The organism is Rhodococcus sp. 1168, assembly GCF_002091955.1.
Taxonomy (GTDB): domain Bacteria; phylum Actinomycetota; class Actinomycetes; order Mycobacteriales; family Mycobacteriaceae; genus Rhodococcoides.
This window is the reverse complement of the sequence record NZ_MKKY01000084.1, coordinates 153,061-171,143: the sequence shown is the minus strand read 5'-3', so window position 1 is coordinate 171,143 and position 18,083 is coordinate 153,061. Positions and strand designations below refer to the sequence as shown.

Genomic DNA, 18,083 nt, shown 5'->3' with positions numbered 1-18,083 from the left:
ATGGACAATTCGATTACCAAGAAACTCGCCGCCGCCGGACTCGTGCTCGGTTTGGTCGCCATCACGGCGTTCGCGTTGATCACGTTTGCGGGCGGATTCACCAGCACAGTTCCGGTCACCGTCACCTCGGCGCGCGCCGGACTGGTGATGGATCCGCAGGCCAAGGTCAAGCTTCGCGGCGTCGAGGTCGGCCGTGTCGGGTCGATCTCGCAGGAAGACGGTATGGCTCGGCTCGACCTGGATCTCGATCCGTCGATGCTGTCGCTGATTCCGTCGAACGCTGCGGTGGAGATCAAGTCCACCACGGTGTTCGGCGCCAAGTACGTCAACTTCGTCGTTCCCCCCGACCCATCGAGCCAGAGCATCGAGGCCGGCGCCGTCATTCCCGCGGACAGTGTCACCGTCGAGTTCAACACCTTGTTCCAGCATCTGTCGGAGGTTCTTCAGAAGCTCGAACCCGAGAAGCTCAACGCGACCCTCGGCGCGGTCTCCTCGGCGCTACGCGGCCGCGGCGACCAACTCGGGTCGTTGCTCGAGGACACCGATTCCTATCTGAAGACAGTGAATCCGAGTCTTCCCGCGCTGCAACGAGATCTGTCCGCGGCAGCGATCGTCACCAATGTCTACGCCGACGCGACCCCGGACCTCATGCGGGTACTCGACAACGCGAGTGACACGGGCAAAACCATCGTCGAGGAACAAGCGAACCTCGACCTACTGCTGATGAACGTGACCGGTCTCGCCAATACTGCAACGCAGGTGCTGACCGAGAATCAGCAGCCACTCGAGACCGCACTGTCGACGCTGACCGACACCACGACACTGCTCGACGAATATTCACCTGCCCTGACCTGTTTCCTGGTGGGGCTCAACAAGGGACGGAAGCAATTCGGGCCGATGGCCGGTGCAGGAGACAGCGCCTCGCTCAAGCTCAGTACGAGCTTCGTGCTGGGTGACCCGGCGTACACGGTCGAAAAGAACCTGCCGAAAATCGCGGCCAGCGGCGGCCCCAACTGCTACGGGTTGCCCAACTTCGATCCGAAGCAGGCGCACGCACCGTTCGTCGTCGCGGACACCGCCGACGCACCGTATGTGCCTGAAACGCAGCCTTCCATCAACGTGCCCACCATCTTCCAATTCCTGTTTGCGGGGGCGTGGCCATGAGAAGTAATACGATAAAGCTTTCGATCTTCGCGCTGGTCATGGTGGTGATCTTCGGTGCTTTGGCATTGGTGTTCAGCCAATACCGGTTCGGTAGCACCGACTCCTACCATGTCGTGTTCAGCGATGCGTCCGGGCTCGAGTCCGGTGACAAAGTGCGCATCGCAGGTGTTCCCGTCGGAGCCGTGAAGGGTGTGGACGTCGGCAATGAGAACCTCGCCGAGGTCGAGTTCGACGTCGACTCGAAGCACCGCCTGCTGACGAGCACCGCGGCAACTGTCCGATACGAGAACCTCGTCGGCGACCGGTACCTCGAGCTCCTCGAAGGCCCCGGTGGGATCGAGGAACTCGACAGTGGCGGCACGATTCCAGTGAATCAGTCTTCACCCGCGCTCGATCTGGACCTGTTGCTCGGTGGGTTCAAGCCACTGCTTCGAGGATTGGATCCGCAGCAGGTCAACGATTTGTCGGCGGCGTTGCTCGGGGTCCTGCAAGGGCAGGGCGGAACCCTGGTCTCGCTTCTCGGTAACACGAGCTCGTTCACCAACACACTCGCTGACCGCGACCAGTTGATCGGCGACGTCATCACCAACCTCAACGCGACTCTCGGCACAATCGATCGTCAAGGAACCCAGTTCGAGACCACTATCGACTCATTGCAGCAACTCGTCAGTGGACTTGCTCAGGATCGAGACCCGATCGGTGACGCCATCCCGCGTATCGCCGGGGCAACAGGAGATCTGGCCGGACTTCTCCAGGCGACGCGTCCGGATCTGCAGGCGATGATCGCTGCCGCGAACCGCACCGCGACCCAGTTGGACCTTGGAAAGGACAACATCGATCAGGTGCTCACCCGGTTGCCGAGTGACTACAAGAAACTGATTCGAACCGGATCGTACGGCAGCTTCTTCCAGTTCTACCTGTGCTCCAACACATTCAAGATCTCAGGGCCAGAGGGTTCACCGACGCTGCTCGTTCCGACGGCGGTCCAGGATACGGGGAGGTGCGCAAACATCAATGACGTCAACTAAAGCGGATAAATCACCGAACCTCATCCACATCGGGGTCATCGGCATCGTGTTGGGGCTCTGCATCGTAATTGCGACGCTGCAGTACGACCGCCTGCCGTTCCTGAACGGCGGCATCAACTACTCCGCGCTCTTCACCGATGCAGGCGGCTTGATGGTCGGCGACGACGTCACGGTCTCCGGCGTCAAGGTCGGCAAGGTGGAGCAGATCGAACTCGCAGATCAGGAAGTTCGCGTCGAGTTCACGGTGCGCGAGAACATCGAACTCGGCGAGGCGACTGCTGCGGCGATCAAGACCAACACCATCCTGGGCCGCAAGTCGCTGAAGGTGAGCCCCGATGGGCCCGGTTCGATCGATGTCCACGACACTATTCCGTCCTCTCGCACCAACTCTCCGTACTCGCTGACCGACGCTCTGGGCGACCTGAGCACCACCATCTCAGACCTCGACACCCAGCAGTTGGGTGACGCGATGAACGTGGTCTCGGATACTCTGTCCGACACTCCTCCGGAATTACGTACCGCACTCGATGGCGTCAGCAGGCTTTCGCAAAGCATCAACTCGCGCGACGAAAGCCTGCAGCAGTTGCTCGAACGTGCCGAGAGCGTGACCGGAATCCTCGCCACCCGCAGCGATCAGATCAACCAGTTGATTCTCGACGGCAACGAGTTGTTCGGCGAACTCGATCGCAGACGAACCGCTATCAGCCAGTTGATCACCAACATTTCCTCGGTGTCTCGCCAGCTCACCGGTTTGGTCCAGGAGAACGCAGAGCAGATGGGTCCGACACTCGACAAGCTCAACTCGGTGGTGGCGGTACTGCAAAAGAACAACGACAATATCGCCGGCGCACTCGACGGCTTGGGGCCCTACATCAGTGCCCTCGGTGAAGCGGTTGCAAGCGGGCCGTTCTTCAACGCCTACATCCAGAACATCCTCCCGAGCTCGTGGTGGAAGACGATCGTGGACGGCGTCGTTGCTCCGGATCAATTGCCTGGCACTCTGCAGGATCTGCTTCCGAAGAATTCGCCACCCATCCTGAAACCTCCGGGGCAATGACATGAAGAAGAAGCTGCTGTATCTCGGTGCCGCCGTGCTGGCGATTGTGTTGGTCGTGGTCGGCTACAAGGTGATCATCGGCCTGACCCAGAAGTCTGTGATCGCTCAGTTCTCCTCTACGACAGGCCTTTACGAAGGTGACGATGTCAGAGTGCTCGGCGTGACCGTGGGCAAGGTGAAGAAGATCGAACCCCAAGGTGACGACGCCCGCGTAAGCATGCAAGTTTCATCCGACGTCGCGATCCCGGCCGATGCCAAGGCCGTGGTCATTGCGCAGAGTCTGGTGTCTGCGCGGTTCGTCCAGATCACTCCCGTGTTCGCCGGCGGACCCGAATTGGCCGATGGGGAAACGATTCCCCTCGAACGCACGGCGGTACCCGTCGAGTGGGACCAGATCAAGACCGAACTGACCAAACTGTCCACCTCGCTCGGACCGGAAGGCGTCGACGAGCAAGGACCGGTAGGCCGGTTCATCGACACCGCCGCCGACAACCTCGACGGGAACGGTGACACGCTGCGCTCGACTCTGCGTGAACTGTCCGACACCATGCGCGTTCTGTCCGACGGTCGTACCGACCTCTTTTCGACCATCCGCAATCTGCAGGTGTTCGTCGGCGCACTCTCGAACAGTAACGATCAAATCGTGCAGTTCGGTGGCCGGCTGGCGTCGGTGTCGGAGATGCTCGCACAGAGTTCCGACGAATTCGGCACTGCCATGACCGATCTCAATGTCGCACTCGGCGAAGTGCAACGCTTCATTGCGGACAACCAGGCAGGACTGGTCGAGGGAGTCGGCCGGTTGGCTGATGCGACCCGCGTCCTGACCGACAAGCGGCCAGAGATCGAGCGCATCCTGCATTCTGGACCGAATGCACTCGCCAACTTCAACAACATCTACCAACCGGCGCAGGGTTCGCTGACCGGTGCCATCTCGTTGAACAACTTCGGCAACCCGATCAACTTCATCTGCGGTGCAGTGGCAGGCGTGGGGAACACCACGTCGGAGCGCAGTGCCGATCTGTGTAAGCAGTACCTTGGGCCAGTGCTCAGCTCGTTGGTCTTCAATTATCCTGCGTTTCTTGCCAATCCGACCACCGGAGCGGCCGCGAATCCGGATCAGATCGTGTACACCGAGCCTGGTCTCGAACAAGCGCAGACGCCTGCGTCCGCTCCGAAGTCCGAGCCTATGGCCGATATGCCAACCGTCCAGGTTCCAAGCCTCGGTGATCTGCTGGGAGGCGGACGATGAGAACTCGTATGCGCACGGTTGCAAAGGTGGGCACCCTCGCATGTGCCATGTCGATCACCCTTGCGGGCTGTGAATGGGGCGGCTTGAATTCCCTGCCACTGCCTGGCACTCAAGGTCGAGGCGACGGGGCTTATCAGGTGCAGATCGAAATGCCCAACGTGACCACTCTGTCGCAGAACTCACCGGTAACCGTCGACGACGTCACGATCGGAACTGTCGACGCGATCACGGTTCAGAACTGGCACGCTCTGGTCACAGTGTCGCTGAACGAGGGCGTCGAGTTGCCAGAGAACGTCACGGCCAAGATCGGTCAGACCTCACTGCTCGGGTCACAGCACCTCGCGCTGGTGCCGCCGCCCGACCCCGAGGGAAGACTGCAGAACGGCGACGTGATTCCCATCGACCGAGCCGGGGCATACCCGACAACCGAGCAAACTCTGTCCTCGCTGTCCGTGGTTCTCAACGGTGGTGGTCTGGCTCAAATTCAGGACATCACCACCGAACTGAACAATGCTCTCGGCGGCCGCGAAGATTCGATCCGTGACCTGTTGCCGAGGCTGGACGAATTGGTCGGCAGTCTCGACGATCAGCGTGGTGACATCATTGCGGCATTGGACGGAATCGATCGCCTGGCCGTCAATGTCGAGAACCAGAGTGCGACGCTGACAAAGGCATTGAACGAACTGCCACCGGCGCTCGACGTCCTGATCCAGCAACGTCCGAGCATCACCGGCGCCTTCGTTTCGTTGGGCCAGCTCAGCAACGTCGTGTCCCAGTTGGTCGAGACCAGTGGCGCAGACCTGCAGACCAACATCGAAAGCATCACACCAGTGCTCAACGCGTTGGCCGATTCCGGCAGTGCGCTGACCGAAGTGTTGTCGGTTCTGTTGACCTACCCGTTCCCGCAGGAGGGCATCGACAACGTGATCCGCGGAGACTATGCAAACCTGGGGATGGTCATCGACCTGTCGCTTCCGAGGTTCGACGCCAACTTCCTTACCGGAACGCCTCTCGCAGGTCGTATCGCTGGCCTCGAAGGCGCTCTCGGGGTACAGGCCGCACCGACCGCAGCATCAGCGGGCGATCCGCTGCGCGGACCCATCAGCGCACCGACCTTGCAAATTCCAGGATTACCTGCGATTCCTCTGCCCACCATTCCTGGACTCGGGGTGCCCGCACCATGATGCTCACCAAATTCGTCCGCGTACAGCTGATCATCTTCTCGATCCTCACCGTCATCGGACTCGTCGCAATGGCCACCCAGTACGTCGGAGCGCCAGCGCTTGTCGGAATCGGCCGCTACACCGTCACGGTGCAACTGCCGACGACCGGCGGGCTGTACCAATACTCGAACGTGACCTATCGAGGCACCACCGTCGGTGAGGTGAAGTCCGTCGAACTCACACCCGACGGCGTCGATGCCACGATGTCGATCGACAGCGACTATTCGATTCCTGCGGATGTCGATGCCCAGGTGAAGAGCGTCTCCGCCGTCGGAGAGCAGTACGTCGATCTCATCCCGCTCAGCTCGGACGGCCCTGCCCTGTCGAACGGCGATGTGATTCCGGTGGAACGCTCGTCGGTGCCGCAGGACGTCGGGCCGATGTTGGACCAGGCCGATACGCTCCTGAAAAGCATTTCCGACACCAGGCTTCGGACCGTCGTCGACGAGTCTTTCAAAGCGTTCAACGGAGCCGGACCGGACTTGCAGAAGCTCATCGACTCGACCCGCTTGTTCGTGCAGGAAGCGAACGCCAATTCCGGAGAAACGATCCAATTGTTGGATCAACTCGGGCCATTGCTCGACGGACAGGTCGTCAGCAGCGACGCTATTCGTTCCTGGACAAGTAATCTCGCTACCTTCACCGATCAGCTTCGTGCCAGCGATCCGGATCTTCGTGCCATCCTCGAGAAGGGGCCGAATGCGGCAGCGACCGCCAACAAGCTGTTTCAGGATCTGCAGCCGACGCTGCCGATTCTGCTTGCCAACCTGGTCAGTATCGGTGAAGTCGGCGTCATCTACAACGCAGGCATCGAGCAGATCCTGGTGTTGTACCCGCCGATCACTGCAGCCTTGATGACCGCGGCGGGCTCCGGGCCAGCCGACGAGGGTGCCATCGTCAACTTTCAACTCGAAGTCAACGACCCGCCATCGTGCACAACAGGATTCCTTCCTGCCGATCAGCGGCGCGATCCCAACGAAATGTCCGTTCCGGATACACCCGCTGACCTGTTCTGCAAGGCCGATCAGTCCGATAGCACCGCTGTCCGCGGCTCGCGGAACCTGCCGTGTATGGAGGTGCCCGGTCGACGCGCACCCACGCCGGAGATCTGCCGCAGCGCGGAGGGGTATGTGCCGCTGGGCAACAACCCGCCTTGGGGTCCGGTCGAGCAGGGCGAGCCGTCGTACACCGAAATCCCGAGTGGTGAAAGCAGTCTCACTCCGGCAGTGGCAGCACGCCCGTACGATCCGCAGACCGGAATGTATGTCGCACCCGGTGGCGTCGCCTACGCCCAACCCGGACTCAATGGCGGTGTCAACGACCTGCAGGGCCTCATGTCGGTCCAACAGGGTACTGGTTGACCGCTTGCCCTTCGAGCCCACTCGACCGCAGGTGCGGTCGAGTGGGGTCTATGGGTGGTTGTGTCTAGAGGTTGCGAGCGGCGAAGGCTACAGCGAGATCCAGGACCGTCTTGCCTTCCGGCAGTGCGCTGGCCATGACGGGGAACGCGTGCACCTGCCCCCTCCACACATGCGTTTCGACGGTTCGGCCGGCGACGCCGAGCTTTCGGGTCATCGATTCGACGTCGGGTCGCATGATTTCGTTCTCCGCCGTCGAAAGAAATACCGGTGGAAAGATCGACGGGTCGGCATCGACGGGCGAAGAAACCCCGGGAATGGTGTCGGGTCCGGCGAGCCAGCGACCTTCGAGTGCAAGAACCTGCTTCATCGGAAGGTACGCATCCTTCTTCATGAACTTCCGCGGATGACTCTTCAAATCAAGATTGAGCAAAGGGGAGAACCCCAACACCGCGGCCGGCGGCGTGAGTCCCTCCAGTACAGCAAGTTCGGCGACCTTCATCGCGAGATATCCACCGGCAGAATCACCTGCGACGATGATCTTGGACGGATCTGCGACGGTGTCCAGCGCAGCGCGGTAGGAGCTCATCGCGTCGGCGATGGATGTACCGATTCCGCCGTTGGGGATCTGTCGGTATTCGACGGAGTACACGGGGACACCTGCGCGAGCGGACATCGTCGCGCAGGCGCTCCGGTGGGTGGCCAAACCGCAGAATACGAAGCCTCCGCCGTGGAAGTAGAGGATGGTTGCATCGGCGAGAGATCCCGTCGCGACCCGCGGGTGTGTCGTCTTCTCGCATGGCACTCCGCCGAGGAATACCTGCTCGATCGTGACGCGCTTGGGTTTCGGGAGTCGGTCGACGGCACGGTCGAGGTGACCGATCGCTCGGATACCGTTGTCGGTGAGTGGCCAGAGACTGAACGCCGGTTTCAGCGTCATCCGCATGGCATACGCCAGTACCCGCGCCTGCCGGCTGACGTCGTCGTGCCACGTGAGCGTGTGAGCCATAGGGAGTGGTCCTCTCGCAGTCAACCCGAGAAGTGAGAGTATCAGCCTGGTGAACCAGTTCTAGTTCTCGACCGTTCTGTTACCCACAGCGTGCACAATATGAAAGAGATGTAGGTCGATACCCGTTCTAGTCGGCACGACCACTGAACGCAACGAGGAAGGTTTTTATGGCAGACGACGAGGGCACGGCGCCGAGGCGCCCACGCCGTCGGGCAGTACGACCGGCAGGGCCTATCGCGGGCGAGACGACGTCGAAGGACGCAGTCGAAGTACCGGCAACCGCACAGGACTCACCCGTCGACACGCCGGACCTGAAGAAAGAGGAACCAAAATCCTCCCTCGCCGAGGATGACGCCGAGAAGAAGCCGGCAACGCCGACGACGGGAGAGACTCGGCTGGAAGTAGAAAAGCCCGAGCAGGACGGGGATGCCCCGCATCCGAAAACGAACCGGCTCGGCCTAGTGCTGACGTCGTTGTTCGTGGTCGTGGTTCTCGCCCTACTCGCCGGAGGCGTCTACCTGTTCCTGGCAAATCGAGCGACGAGCGCCGAAGACGCGCAAGCCGAGCGATTCGTACAGACCGCCCGACAGACCGTGTTGAATCTGACGACAATTCATCCCGATTCGGCGCAAGAGGACGTGGACCGTTTGCTGGCCGGTGCCAGTGGTGATTTCAAGGCCGAGTTCGAGGGCCGCGAAGGGCCGTTCGTCGACGTCGTCAAGCAGGCTCGTGTCGACTCGAACGGTGAGATCATCGAAGCTGGAATCGAGAACATCAGCGACGATGCAGCGGATGTTCTGGTGGCTGCGCGGGCAATGGTCAAGAACTCCGATGCCGAAGAACCCCAGCCGCGCGACTTCCGGTTGCGCGTAACAGTCGCTGACGACGGTGACGTGATGACCGCGTCGAGAGTGGAGTTCGTGCCGTGATGAAATCTGCAATTCTTTTGCGCAGCTTGGCCGTTGTCATCGTGTTGGCGCTTGCCGCCGGTGTCGGCGTGTTGTTCTATCAGTATCGGCAGAACGAGCAGACCGAGCAGGCACGTACCGATGCCGTAGCAGCCGCTTCTGCGCAGGCTACCGCGATGCTGGCCTACGACTTCGACAATGTGGATCAGCAATTGGGCTCTGCGGCAGACGGTCTGACCGGAGACTTCAAAGACGAATACACCAAGTTGGTGACCGAAGTGATCGCTCCCAGTGCCAAGGAAAAGTCGCTCACCGTTCAGGTGACCGTGCAGGGCACCGCTGTCGTTTCGGCAGATCCGGACGATGCGACGATCCTGTTGTTCCTCAACCAGATCACCACCAGCACCGACGCGCCTGACGCTGCCAGCAGCGGAAGTCGGGTTCGGATGACGATGGAAAAAGTCGACGGGCGCTGGCTCGCAAGCGAGCTGGCCCCGATCTGAGCGCCGTCCACGGGAGGCTGGGCGCCTCCAGTGGCCTATCGGTCGGATCAGCGCTGAGTTATCGCTTGGCCGTCCTGCGGCGGATTCGACAGCGCGTCGAGGAAGGACCGGGCCCATCGGTCGACGTCGTGTGCGAGCACCTGCCTACGCATGGCGCGCATACGACGTCGGCCGTCCTCGGGTGCCTGCTCGAGCGCATCGATGATGGCGTCCTTGACGCTGTCGAGATCGTGTGGGTTGCACAGGTATGCCTGACGGAGTTCGGCAGCGGCACCAGTGAATTCGCTCAACACGAGCGACCCGCCGAGATCGCTACGGCACGCAACGTACTCCTTGGCGACGAGATTCATCCCGTCGCGTAGGGGAGTGACCAGCATGACGTCTGCTGCGACGAAGTAAGCGATGAGGTCGTCCCGCGGGATCGGTCGATGCAGATAGTGCACGACAGGGTGGCCGACCTGGCCGTACTCGCCGTTGATACGGCCGACCTGCTGTTCGATCTCACCCCGCATCGCCTTGTAACTTTCGACGCGTTCGCGGCTCGGTGTGGCGAGCTGGACGATGATGTTCTCGGCTGGATCGACCCGGCCCTCTTCGAGAAGCTCGCGGAATGCGTTGAGCCGGACGTCTATTCCCTTGGTGTAGTCCAGACGGTCGACCCCGAGCATGATGCGCTTCGGGTTACCCAGATCCTTACGGATCTGCTTGGCGCGATCACGGACCGCCTTGCGGCGTGACTTCTCGTCGAGATCCCCAGAATCGATGGAAATCGGGAACGCGCCGACGCGTACCGTTCGGAAGCCGACCTGGACGGATCCGAGCTTGGACCGCACCCCGACGGATCCGCGTGAGGTGACCTGACCGGCGAGTCTGCGGGCGAGGTACAGGAAGTTCTGGGCGCCGCCCGCGAGATGGAATCCGATGAGGTCGGCGCCGAGTAGGCCTTCGACGATCTCGGTCCGCCATGGCATCTGCATGAACAACTCGACCGGCGGGAAAGGTATGTGCAGAAAGAACCCGATGGTCAGATCCGGGCGCAGCATCCGCAGCATCTTCGGGACCAGCTGGAGCTGGTAGTCCTGAATCCACACCGTCGCGCCCTGGGCTGCCGCAGCAGAGGTCGTCTCGGCGAACCGACGGTTGACCTCTACGTAGGCATTCCACCAGGAACGGTCGTAGATCGGTTTGACGATGACGTCGTGATAGAGCGGCCACAGGGTGCCGTTGGAGAAGCCCTCGTAGTAGTCGGCTACTTCACGCTCGCTCAACGTGACGGGACACAGTTCGAGCTCGTCCTCGATGAACGGCTCGACCTCGACGTCGGGGACGCCCGGCCAACCCACCCAAGCACCGTTGTTGGCTCGAAGGATCGGTTCGAGGGCGGTCACCAGCCCGCCTGGGCTGCGCTTCCATCGCGTACTTCCACCCGGAAGCGTCTCCAAGTCCACGGGCAACCTGTTGGCCACGACGACGAAATTGGAACCCTGCGAGGCGTCAGCCACAACTGTCCTATCGGTTCATCGTTCAGAAAGTGCGATTGCTGGTGCGTGAGATCACTCGGGTTTTGCCGCCGGTTCGATGCCCAGCATCGAAAACAGCATGCGGCACTCGTCTGCGTCGAGCGCGTATGCAGCGACGACGCGCTGCGCCTGGCTGGCGGTCTCGTCGGCCAATGGGACGATCTCGTCGTCGGCGATGTCTTTGTCCGTGGTCGTATTGGCGGCCATGATCGTCTCCGTAGTGGTTGCTGGCGTACTCGACAGGTTGGTGCCCACGAAAGTTTCTTTCGCGTCGGCACCAACTCTATGAGAACTGGTCGCCCTCTCGCCACTTCCTCTGAACGAGCGCAGTGCTCGTCGAAGCGACCTGGGCCCTGTCGGGGCATGGATAAGGGTCGATCAATGCACTTTTCTTCCTCGGCGACGCGATGAGTGTGTCGACGACCGCGACCCCCCCTCGACCGGTACAGCGATTCTTCGGCGGAGTGTGCGACGCCAGCGCACTGATGATCATCTCCACCGTGTTCCTCTGCGTGCATCAGTTCTGCGAGACGATGGTTCCGGTCGCGATCGGTCTGATCGTCGGCCGTGCCATCGACACCGGTGACGGAACCGCGATGCTCATCTCGTTGCTGGCTCTGGCTGGACTGTTCGTGGTTCTGTCCTATGCGTTTCGTTTCGGCGCCCGCATCATCGTGGTCGCGATCGAACGTGAGGCGCACATGATGCGTGTCGAGGTCGCGGGCCGGGTGCTCCATCCCCGAGGGGTGCGCACCGACCTCGTGTCCGGCGAACTGCTGTCCGTTTCCACCTCCGACGCCGAGAAGACCTCGTGGATTCTCGATGTCGTCGCGCGTACTGCCGCGGCGATCACTGCCACCCTCGTCAGCGCAGTTGCGTTGTTGGTCATCGACATTCCGTTGGGGTTGGCGGTCGTCATCGCCACCCCGGTCATCATGTTCGGACTGCAGCGTGCGGCTCCGCTGCTGACCAACGCCGCCACGACGCAACAAGCAGAGGTTGCACGAGTGTCCGGCATGGCGACCGACCTGGTCGGCGGGGTGCGTCCACTACGCGGTATCGGTGCCGAGGACGCAGCATCGGCCCGATTTTTCGCCTCGAGCCGCACCGCATCGAGCGCGACGATGAAGATGGCCAAAGCCAACAGTATCTACCTCGGGTTCTCGACGACGGCCAGTGCGCTGCTGTCCGTCGGAATTGCCGGTGCGGCAGGACTGTTCGCGCTACAGGGGCGAATCTCCGTGGGTGAGCTCATCACCGTGGTCGGACTGTCGCAGTTCATCATCGAACCGCTGACCACGATGTCACGTCTACCGGGTGTCGCTGCCGTCGTGCGAGGTTCAGCCGATCGCCTGGCTTTGGTGCTCGGCGCGGATCACGTTCTGGCGGAGGGTGGTTCCGTGGCGCTGTCGGCCACCGATGTCGAGGCCGCGGGCATCGCCTACCGGTCTCTCGACGGCTTCGATCTTTCGGCCGCCCCCGGGGAACTTCTCGGTGTGGTGGCATTGCGGCCCCAGGACGGCGAGGCGTTGGCGGCGGTGCTGTCCGGGCAGATCTGCGAGGACGACTACCTCGGCACCGTGAAAATCGGTGGCCTCCTATTCGGTGAACTCGGACTGGCCGATGCGCGTCGAACAGTTTTGATGGAACCGCACAACACAGACCTGTTCGCGGGCACCGTGCGGACCAACGTATCCGCCGGGCGTACCCGCGAGGACCACGAACTCGACCGGATACTTGCCGCGTCCGCCGCTACCGATGTCGTCGCGATGCACGAGCGTGGCCTCGACCACGCCGTCACCGATCGAGGGGCCAGCTTGTCGGGCGGTCAGCGTCAACGTGTCGCATTGGCCCGGGCATCGTCGGTGTCCGCCCCGGTGCTCGTCCTGCACGACCCGACCACGGCGGTGGACGCCGTCACCGAGCACTCCATTGCCGCCGGGATCAAGGAACTGCGTCATTGCGGCGATCGCGCCCAGACCACCATTCTCATCACGACCAGTCCCGCCGTTCTTGCCGTGACGGATCGCGTCGTACTCGTCGACGATGGACGCGTCGTCGGCGAGGGAACGCATCATCTCCGCGATTCTCCTCGTATCGCTGAGCGTGGTCGCGATACTGAGCCTGGACTGGCGTCTCGGGCTCGCAGGCATGGTCGCCATCCCGATGTACGTGCTGGCCCTGCGCTGGTACCTGCCGAAATCGGCCCCCCTCTACGCCGCCGAGCGCGTCGCCATGGGCGAGCGATCCCAGGCACTCATCAGCAGCATGCAGGGCGCACGCACCGTTCGCGCCTACGGACTCGAAGACACACACCTGGCCGAGATCGACAAAGCGTCGGGCAAGGCTCGAGACTTCGGCATCGAGGTGTTCCGACTGTTCACACGTTTCGGTTCGCGCAGCAACCGCGCCGAATGCGTCGGACTGTCGGTGATTCTGGCCGCCGGATTCCTGCTGGTCCAGGACGATTACGTGACCGTCGGCCAGGTGACGGCAGCTGCGCTGCTGTTTCATCGGTTGTTCTATCCGATCAGCATGCTCATGTTCTCCTTCGACGACGCTCCATCGACTCGACCTCCGGCACGGTACGGATCGGCGGCGCGACACTCGCCGAACTGGGCGAGAAAGGGCTGCGCAGACATATCGCGATCGTCAGCCAAGAAGTACACGTGTTCGCGGGCCCACTGATCGAGGATCTACTACTCGCAGCACCGGACGCGAGCCGAGCGGACGTCCACACAGCACTCGACCGTCGGCGCCACCCGATGGGTCGACGCTCTGACCAACGGCGTGGATACCGTTGTCGGAGAAGGTGGACACGAGTTGACCTCCGCCCAATCACAACAGCTGGCACTCGCGCGGCTCGTCCTCGCCGACCCCGCCGTGGCCGGCCCACACGCCGAACTCGTCGTGGCTGGTGGGCGATACGCCGAACTATGGTCGGCCTGGCAGGGGCGATAGTCGGCTCTGAAACACCGAAAGCGCCCCTAGAGGGACGCTTTCGGTGTTTCGATCAGTTTTGTCAGCTGTTCTTCTCTGCCATGAACAGCTTCTCGATACGCGCGGCTTCGGCCTTCTTGTCCTCGGCCTCTTCTTTGCCTTCAGCGGCGTCCGCCAGTTCGGACTCCGCGGGCGCTGCCGCGGCCTTCTCGGACTTGGCGATCTGCTCGTGCTGCTTCTTCTCCGCGTTGCGGGCTTGTGCCGCTCGTGCTTCGGCCAGCTCGTCGGCACGCTTCTTCTCTTCGGCGGCCTTCTCTTCGGCTTCCTGAGCGGCCTGCTGCTTGCGTTGTTCGGCCTGCTCACGTGCCTTCCGTGCGGCATCGTCTGCGGCGAGGGCGGCAGCTTTGCGTTCCCTCTCGGCTGCTTCACGAGAAGCCCTCAGCTTCTGGTCGGCAACTGCCTCGGTCGCATCGGCGTCTGCTTCGAGCTTGCGGGCTTTGGTCAACTCCTCGCTGAGGTGGACCTGAGCTTCACCGCGTTGCTCGACATCTTTGTCGCCGAGCACACCGCCGACGACCTTGTCGAGCGATCCGACTGTGCGCTCGTACGCAATTCGAGCGGGTGCGTCAGTACTCCACGTCTGCACGACGCTGGTTTCGAATAGATGCAACGGGATTCGGACGATCTTGTACTGAAATCTGAGAATGGACATCGGGATGCTGAGTACGTTCATGGAAGGACTGCTCCTGTTCACGGGTTGGTGTCTTCGCGCAATGATTCGGCGTTGCGTCGAGCACGGTCAGCTGCAGCTCGGGCAGCCTGGGCCTCGGCCACTTCTTCGCCATGTTCCTGGACGGCCTTCAGTTCGTCCTGTGTCGCGGCTGCGGCGTCGGACTGGCCCTCCGCAACTGCCTCGATCTGTTCGGCGCGCGCGTCGACCTCGGCGTCGGCAACCGCGTCCCGGACGGTCTGATGTTTTTCCTTCTCGGCCGCGACGTGCTGTGTCTGCTGGACGCGACGGGCGCTCTCTGTAGATGACTCGGCGCTCGCGCTGGCTGCATCGCGCTGCTGCTCGGCGGTATTTCGTACAGCAGCGAGGTCTTCGGCGGCTTCTTCCGATTGCGCCTGGGCTGCCAACTCGGTGGCCTTCGCCTCCGCGCGTTCGCGGGCCTGGGCGCTTTGAAGCTGCCCCTCGGTGGTGAGGGAATCGTTGCCGGTTACTGCCCCGACAACCTCCTTGGCCTTGCCCTTGACTGCGTCGAACAGGCCTTTGCGGGCCTCTTCGGATGCGTTCTCATTGCTCACTGCAGTGCCCCTCGCTTCTACTCCCCGGTGGAATTCGCCCGACAGGATGAACATGCCGAACGCGCAACGAGGTTGGACTACCCGACCGAGTGGAGCCGGAAACCCGCCGGTCGACCGCTTAGCGGGCTCGGTCGTAAGATTCCTTCCAGCCGCCGACGAGCAAAGGAGTTACATGCCGATCGCAACCGTGAACGGGATTTCGCTGAATTACCAGGTCAAAGGTTCTGGCGATTTGGTCGTTCTCATCATGGGCACCGGTAGCCCGGGGCGGGTGTGGGACCTGCATCAGGTCCCCGAACTCGTCAAAGCCGGCTATCGCGTCTGCTATTTCGACAATCGGGGGATAGCGCCGTCGTCGGAGAGTGCGCATGGCATGAAGATGGACGATCTCGTGGCCGATACCGCCGGACTCATCGAATTGATTCGTGAGGGCGGAGAGAGGGCATATGTCGTCGGTACTTCGATGGGTTCACGCGTCGCGCAGGAACTAGCGCTGACGCGACCCGATCTCGTCCGCAAAGCTGTATTCCTCGCCGGTCATGCCCGTCTCGACGAGTTTCAAAAGACACTCGGCGAAGGTGAACGTGCACTCGCCGACGCCAAGACTTCCTTGCCACCGAAGTACGCCGCGGCGATCACGGCCGCAATGAATCTGTCCCCGACCACACTTGCCGACTCCCGATCGGCCCGTGACTGGCTGGACCTGTTCGAATTCTCGACTGCTCCCACCTCACCGGGCGTGCGGGCTCAGCTGGGGATGGACGGGAATTTCGACCGAGGTGCTGCGTACGGAAAGATCTCCGTGCCCTGCTTGTCGGTCGGATTCGAGCACGACCGGATGATCCCCGCATACCTGAGCGCCGAGCTGGCAAAGGCAATCCCCGACGCCCAATACGTCGAGATTCCCGACGTCGGGCACTTCGGATATCTGGAACGACCCGAGGCGATCAACAACGCCGTGCTGGAGTTTATTCGAAGCTGACCTCCAGCGTCGGCACTCGAGTGCGATACTGTGCGTTGCTAGGGTCGGGGTCACTTCACATTGAAGACTGCCGATAACAATACGTTTGCGACGAGTGAGGCGAGATGAGTACCAATCCATTCGATGACGAAGACGGACGCTTCTTCGTGCTGGTCAACGACGAAGACCAGCACTCGTTGTGGCCCACATTCTCCGATGTCCCCCAGGGCTGGAAGGTCGTCTTCGGTGAAGACACCCGTGCAGCGTGCTTGGAGTACGTGGAGAAGAACTGGACGGACATGCGCCCTCGCAGCCTCCGTGAAGCAATGGAGGCCGACGCAGCTGCACGTCAGTCCGCAGAGGGAACCCCCGAGGCTTAGACCTTCTTCTTTTTCTTGAGCTCGACAGGACCGCGTCGCCGACGAACAACCGGGCGACGCGGTTCTTCTCTGCGTCGGAGAGTCGGGCGTAGCAGTTCTTCGGTGCGGGCCAAGATGCGTGGACGACGCAACGTACGCGCACCCCACTCGCCGAGCGTGACCCCAGCAGCGAGACCACAACCGATACCGAACGCTGCGAGCAATGCACTGATGCCGAGCAGCAGTTGGTCGTTGAGCAGAGCGTAGAGGCCTCGGTACAGCGACAGACCGGGCAACAGCGGCGTGATGCCGGCAACCGCGACGATCAGCGGCGGAATCAGCGCGCGACGTGCCATCAGACCACCGGCGAAACCGACGACGGTAGCGGCGAACGCCGACGCGATGATCGGCCCGGTGGACAGCGTCTGGATGAGCAGGTAGACCAGGGCACCAGCGAAGCCGCCGAAGAACGCCGCCGTCAACGCACGACGCTCCGCGTAGCAGGCCAACGCATAGAACAACGAGGCTGCAGCACCCGCCAGCACCTTCGTCGGCAACTCGTCGATCCCAGGGGGCGGATTGTTGGTGATCAGCGGTAGATCGCTTCCGATGATCGCGGCGATCTTCAAGGATGTCGCAACACCGGCGATGATCCCGCCCGTCATCATCAGAACTTCGAAGAATCGCGCCGACGCAGTGATCGGTGCCCCGGTAATGGCGTCCTGCACCGAGCCCACCAACGACAATCCCGACAGCAACACCGTCACTCCCGCCGCAATGACCAGCGACGGAGAGATCGTGATGTTCAGCTGATCCTGAAAGTTGTACAGCGTGATAGCAGGGGTCGCCGCGACGAACCCGCCGACCACCTGCTGGAAAAAGAACGGCAGACCCACCCGGTTCAGTACACGCCCGATCCGGTCGATGACCATCGTCGTCAAGAAGCTCACCACCGCCACGAGCGCATCACCACCGACCAACACGCTGATCGCCGCAGCCATGCCAGACCAGGCAAGCGTCGCGATCCAACGGTTGTACGGATGCGGCGCCTTGGTGATGGCGTCCAACGTCTCGCGCGCAACCGCGGGCGAGACCATCTTGACGCGGACATCCCGGATCAAGTTGTCCACGGCAGCGAGACGAGTGAAATCCATCGACCGGTACTGCACGATTCGCATCGTCGACGCCGGCGGCCGCGTCGGACCGCGGTGAGCGCTGATCGTGATGGAGTTGTAGGTGACATCGACATCGCAGCGGGCGAGGCCGTAGGTTGCCGCGATGTACTGCACCTGAGATGCCGTATCCATCGCGGAAGTCCCCGACGCAAGAAGTACCTCACCGACGCGTACCGCCAGATCCAGCACTTCCGCCACGACAGCGTCGTCGGTGAGGTCGATAGGCCGCAGTGGTGAAGGTGCGGCCGTAGGGGTGTCGATGGTGGCGCGACGCTCGCCGGTGAGACGGCTGAGCGAGGCCGTCACGTCTTGCAAGAAAGTCAT

16 protein-coding genes and 2 pseudogenes are annotated in these 18,083 nt (G+C 62.0%); 12 read left to right on the top strand and 6 right to left on the bottom strand.

Annotated elements, in window-relative coordinates:
- From BJI47_RS19970 to BJI47_RS19945, 6 genes are read left to right on the top strand one after another with little or no spacing between them, the layout of a single operon-like run.
- Window positions 1-1,164, top strand: coding sequence for an MCE family protein (locus BJI47_RS19970; RefSeq protein WP_088945362.1), 1,164 nt, complete (start codon window positions 1-3; stop codon window positions 1,162-1,164).
- A complete protein-coding gene (locus BJI47_RS19965) occupies window positions 1,161-2,192 on the top strand; it encodes an MCE family protein (protein WP_088945418.1) in 1,032 nt (343 codons plus the stop codon). Before BJI47_RS19970 ends, BJI47_RS19965 begins: the two co-directional genes overlap by 4 nt.
- Entirely contained in the window at window positions 2,179-3,249 is a 1,071-nt protein-coding gene (locus BJI47_RS19960) for an MCE family protein (protein WP_088945361.1), read from the top strand. Before BJI47_RS19965 ends, BJI47_RS19960 begins: the two co-directional genes overlap by 14 nt.
- A gap of 1 nt (window position 3,250) precedes the next feature.
- Window positions 3,251-4,498 carry an MCE family protein gene (locus BJI47_RS19955; RefSeq protein ID WP_088945360.1) on the top strand — a complete coding sequence of 416 codons (1,248 nt, stop codon included), beginning with the start codon at window positions 3,251-3,253 and terminating at the stop codon, window positions 4,496-4,498.
- Between the two features lie 8 nt (window positions 4,499-4,506).
- Window positions 4,507-5,682, top strand: coding sequence for an MCE family protein (locus BJI47_RS19950; RefSeq protein ID WP_254900706.1), 1,176 nt, complete (start codon window positions 4,507-4,509; stop codon window positions 5,680-5,682).
- Window positions 5,679-7,082: an MCE family protein gene (locus tag BJI47_RS19945; protein WP_088945359.1), complete on the top strand. Its 1,404-nt coding sequence runs from the start codon at window positions 5,679-5,681 to the stop codon at window positions 7,080-7,082. The genes BJI47_RS19950 and BJI47_RS19945 overlap by 4 nt, the downstream gene beginning before the upstream one ends.
- Window positions 7,083-7,146: 64 nt before the next feature.
- On the opposite strand, the gene BJI47_RS19940 is transcribed toward BJI47_RS19945, so the two are convergent.
- On the bottom strand, window positions 7,147-8,088 hold the full coding sequence (locus BJI47_RS19940) for an alpha/beta hydrolase (RefSeq protein ID WP_088945358.1): 942 nt from the start codon (window positions 8,086-8,088) through the stop codon (window positions 7,147-7,149).
- 167 nt (window positions 8,089-8,255) lie between these two features.
- Here BJI47_RS19940 and BJI47_RS19935 point away from each other — a divergent pair, with 167 nt between their 5' ends.
- Both BJI47_RS19935 and BJI47_RS19930 read left to right on the top strand, forming a co-directional pair.
- Complete coding sequence (locus BJI47_RS19935; RefSeq protein ID WP_254900705.1) at window positions 8,256-9,017, top strand: hypothetical protein; 762 nt, start codon at window positions 8,256-8,258, stop codon at window positions 9,015-9,017.
- Window positions 9,017-9,499 carry a h domain protein gene (locus tag BJI47_RS19930; protein ID WP_088945357.1) on the top strand — a complete coding sequence of 161 codons (483 nt, stop codon included), beginning with the start codon at window positions 9,017-9,019 and terminating at the stop codon, window positions 9,497-9,499. The genes BJI47_RS19935 and BJI47_RS19930 overlap by 1 nt, the downstream gene beginning before the upstream one ends.
- A 47-nt stretch (window positions 9,500-9,546) precedes the next feature.
- Here the strand turns inward: BJI47_RS19930 and BJI47_RS19925 are convergent, their stop codons facing one another.
- Together BJI47_RS19925 and BJI47_RS24215 are read right to left on the bottom strand one after the other, a co-directional pair.
- Entirely contained in the window at window positions 9,547-11,001 is a 1,455-nt protein-coding gene (locus tag BJI47_RS19925) for a trehalose-6-phosphate synthase (protein WP_088945356.1), read from the bottom strand.
- Window positions 11,002-11,052: 51 nt separating this feature from the next.
- Complete coding sequence (locus tag BJI47_RS24215; RefSeq protein ID WP_176224977.1) at window positions 11,053-11,226, bottom strand: hypothetical protein; 174 nt, start codon at window positions 11,224-11,226, stop codon at window positions 11,053-11,055.
- A 244-nt stretch (window positions 11,227-11,470) separates the two neighbouring features.
- On the opposite strand from BJI47_RS24215, the pseudogene BJI47_RS19910 reads away from it, so the two are divergent.
- Window positions 11,471-13,094: pseudogene (locus BJI47_RS19910) on the top strand (ABC transporter transmembrane domain-containing protein); the annotation flags it as partial.
- A gap of 25 nt (window positions 13,095-13,119) precedes the next feature.
- Window positions 13,120-13,980: pseudogene (locus BJI47_RS19905) on the top strand (ABC transporter transmembrane domain-containing protein); the annotation flags it as partial.
- A 61-nt stretch (window positions 13,981-14,041) separates the two neighbouring features.
- Here the strand turns inward: BJI47_RS19905 and BJI47_RS19900 are convergent.
- Complete coding sequence (locus BJI47_RS19900; protein ID WP_088945415.1) at window positions 14,042-14,692, bottom strand: hypothetical protein; 651 nt, start codon at window positions 14,690-14,692, stop codon at window positions 14,042-14,044.
- Between the two features lie 17 nt (window positions 14,693-14,709).
- The gene (locus BJI47_RS19895; protein ID WP_088945414.1) at window positions 14,710-15,264 is read right to left on the bottom strand and encodes a CsbD family protein; all 555 of its coding nucleotides are present in this window, start codon (window positions 15,262-15,264) and stop codon (window positions 14,710-14,712) included.
- 172 nt (window positions 15,265-15,436) lie between these two features.
- On the opposite strand from BJI47_RS19895, the gene BJI47_RS19890 reads away from it, so the two are divergent.
- Together BJI47_RS19890 and BJI47_RS19885 are read left to right on the top strand one after the other, a co-directional pair.
- Complete coding sequence (locus tag BJI47_RS19890) at window positions 15,437-16,246, top strand: alpha/beta fold hydrolase (protein ID WP_088945353.1); 810 nt, start codon at window positions 15,437-15,439, stop codon at window positions 16,244-16,246.
- A gap of 104 nt (window positions 16,247-16,350) precedes the next feature.
- Window positions 16,351-16,605, top strand: a complete 255-nt coding sequence (locus tag BJI47_RS19885) for an MbtH family protein (RefSeq protein WP_084347229.1) — start codon at window positions 16,351-16,353, stop codon at window positions 16,603-16,605.
- Here BJI47_RS19885 and BJI47_RS19880 read toward each other — a convergent pair.
- The gene (locus BJI47_RS19880) at window positions 16,602-18,083 is read right to left on the bottom strand and encodes a threonine/serine exporter ThrE family protein (RefSeq protein WP_088945352.1); all 1,482 of its coding nucleotides are present in this window, start codon (window positions 18,081-18,083) and stop codon (window positions 16,602-16,604) included. The two genes, BJI47_RS19885 and BJI47_RS19880, sit on opposite strands and share 4 nt — an antisense overlap.

Excerpts from the sequence above, each read along its gene's own strand:
- BJI47_RS19970 (WP_088945362.1), top strand. The coding sequence starts at position 1 with ATGGACAATTCGATTACCAAGAAACTCGCCGCCGCCGGACTCGTGCTC.
- BJI47_RS19965 (WP_088945418.1), top strand. The coding sequence starts at position 1,161 with ATGAGAAGTAATACGATAAAGCTTTCGATCTTCGCGCTGGTCATGGTG.
- BJI47_RS19960 (WP_088945361.1), top strand. The coding sequence starts at position 2,179 with ATGACGTCAACTAAAGCGGATAAATCACCGAACCTCATCCACATCGGG.
- BJI47_RS19955 (WP_088945360.1), top strand. The coding sequence starts at position 3,251 with ATGAAGAAGAAGCTGCTGTATCTCGGTGCCGCCGTGCTGGCGATTGTG.
- BJI47_RS19950 (WP_254900706.1), top strand. The coding sequence starts at position 4,507 with ATGCGCACGGTTGCAAAGGTGGGCACCCTCGCATGTGCCATGTCGATC.
- BJI47_RS19945 (WP_088945359.1), top strand. The coding sequence starts at position 5,679 with ATGATGCTCACCAAATTCGTCCGCGTACAGCTGATCATCTTCTCGATC.
- BJI47_RS19940 (WP_088945358.1), bottom strand. The coding sequence starts at position 8,088 with ATGGCTCACACGCTCACGTGGCACGACGACGTCAGCCGGCAGGCGCGG.
- BJI47_RS19935 (WP_254900705.1), top strand. The coding sequence starts at position 8,256 with ATGGCAGACGACGAGGGCACGGCGCCGAGGCGCCCACGCCGTCGGGCA.
- BJI47_RS19930 (WP_088945357.1), top strand. The coding sequence starts at position 9,017 with ATGAAATCTGCAATTCTTTTGCGCAGCTTGGCCGTTGTCATCGTGTTG.
- BJI47_RS24215 (WP_176224977.1), bottom strand. The coding sequence starts at position 11,226 with ATGGCCGCCAATACGACCACGGACAAAGACATCGCCGACGACGAGATC.
- BJI47_RS19900 (WP_088945415.1), bottom strand. The coding sequence starts at position 14,692 with ATGAACGTACTCAGCATCCCGATGTCCATTCTCAGATTTCAGTACAAG.
- BJI47_RS19890 (WP_088945353.1), top strand. The coding sequence starts at position 15,437 with ATGCCGATCGCAACCGTGAACGGGATTTCGCTGAATTACCAGGTCAAA.
- BJI47_RS19885 (WP_084347229.1), top strand. The coding sequence starts at position 16,351 with ATGAGTACCAATCCATTCGATGACGAAGACGGACGCTTCTTCGTGCTG.
- BJI47_RS19880 (WP_088945352.1), bottom strand. The coding sequence starts at position 18,083 with ATGACTTTCTTGCAAGACGTGACGGCCTCGCTCAGCCGTCTCACCGGC.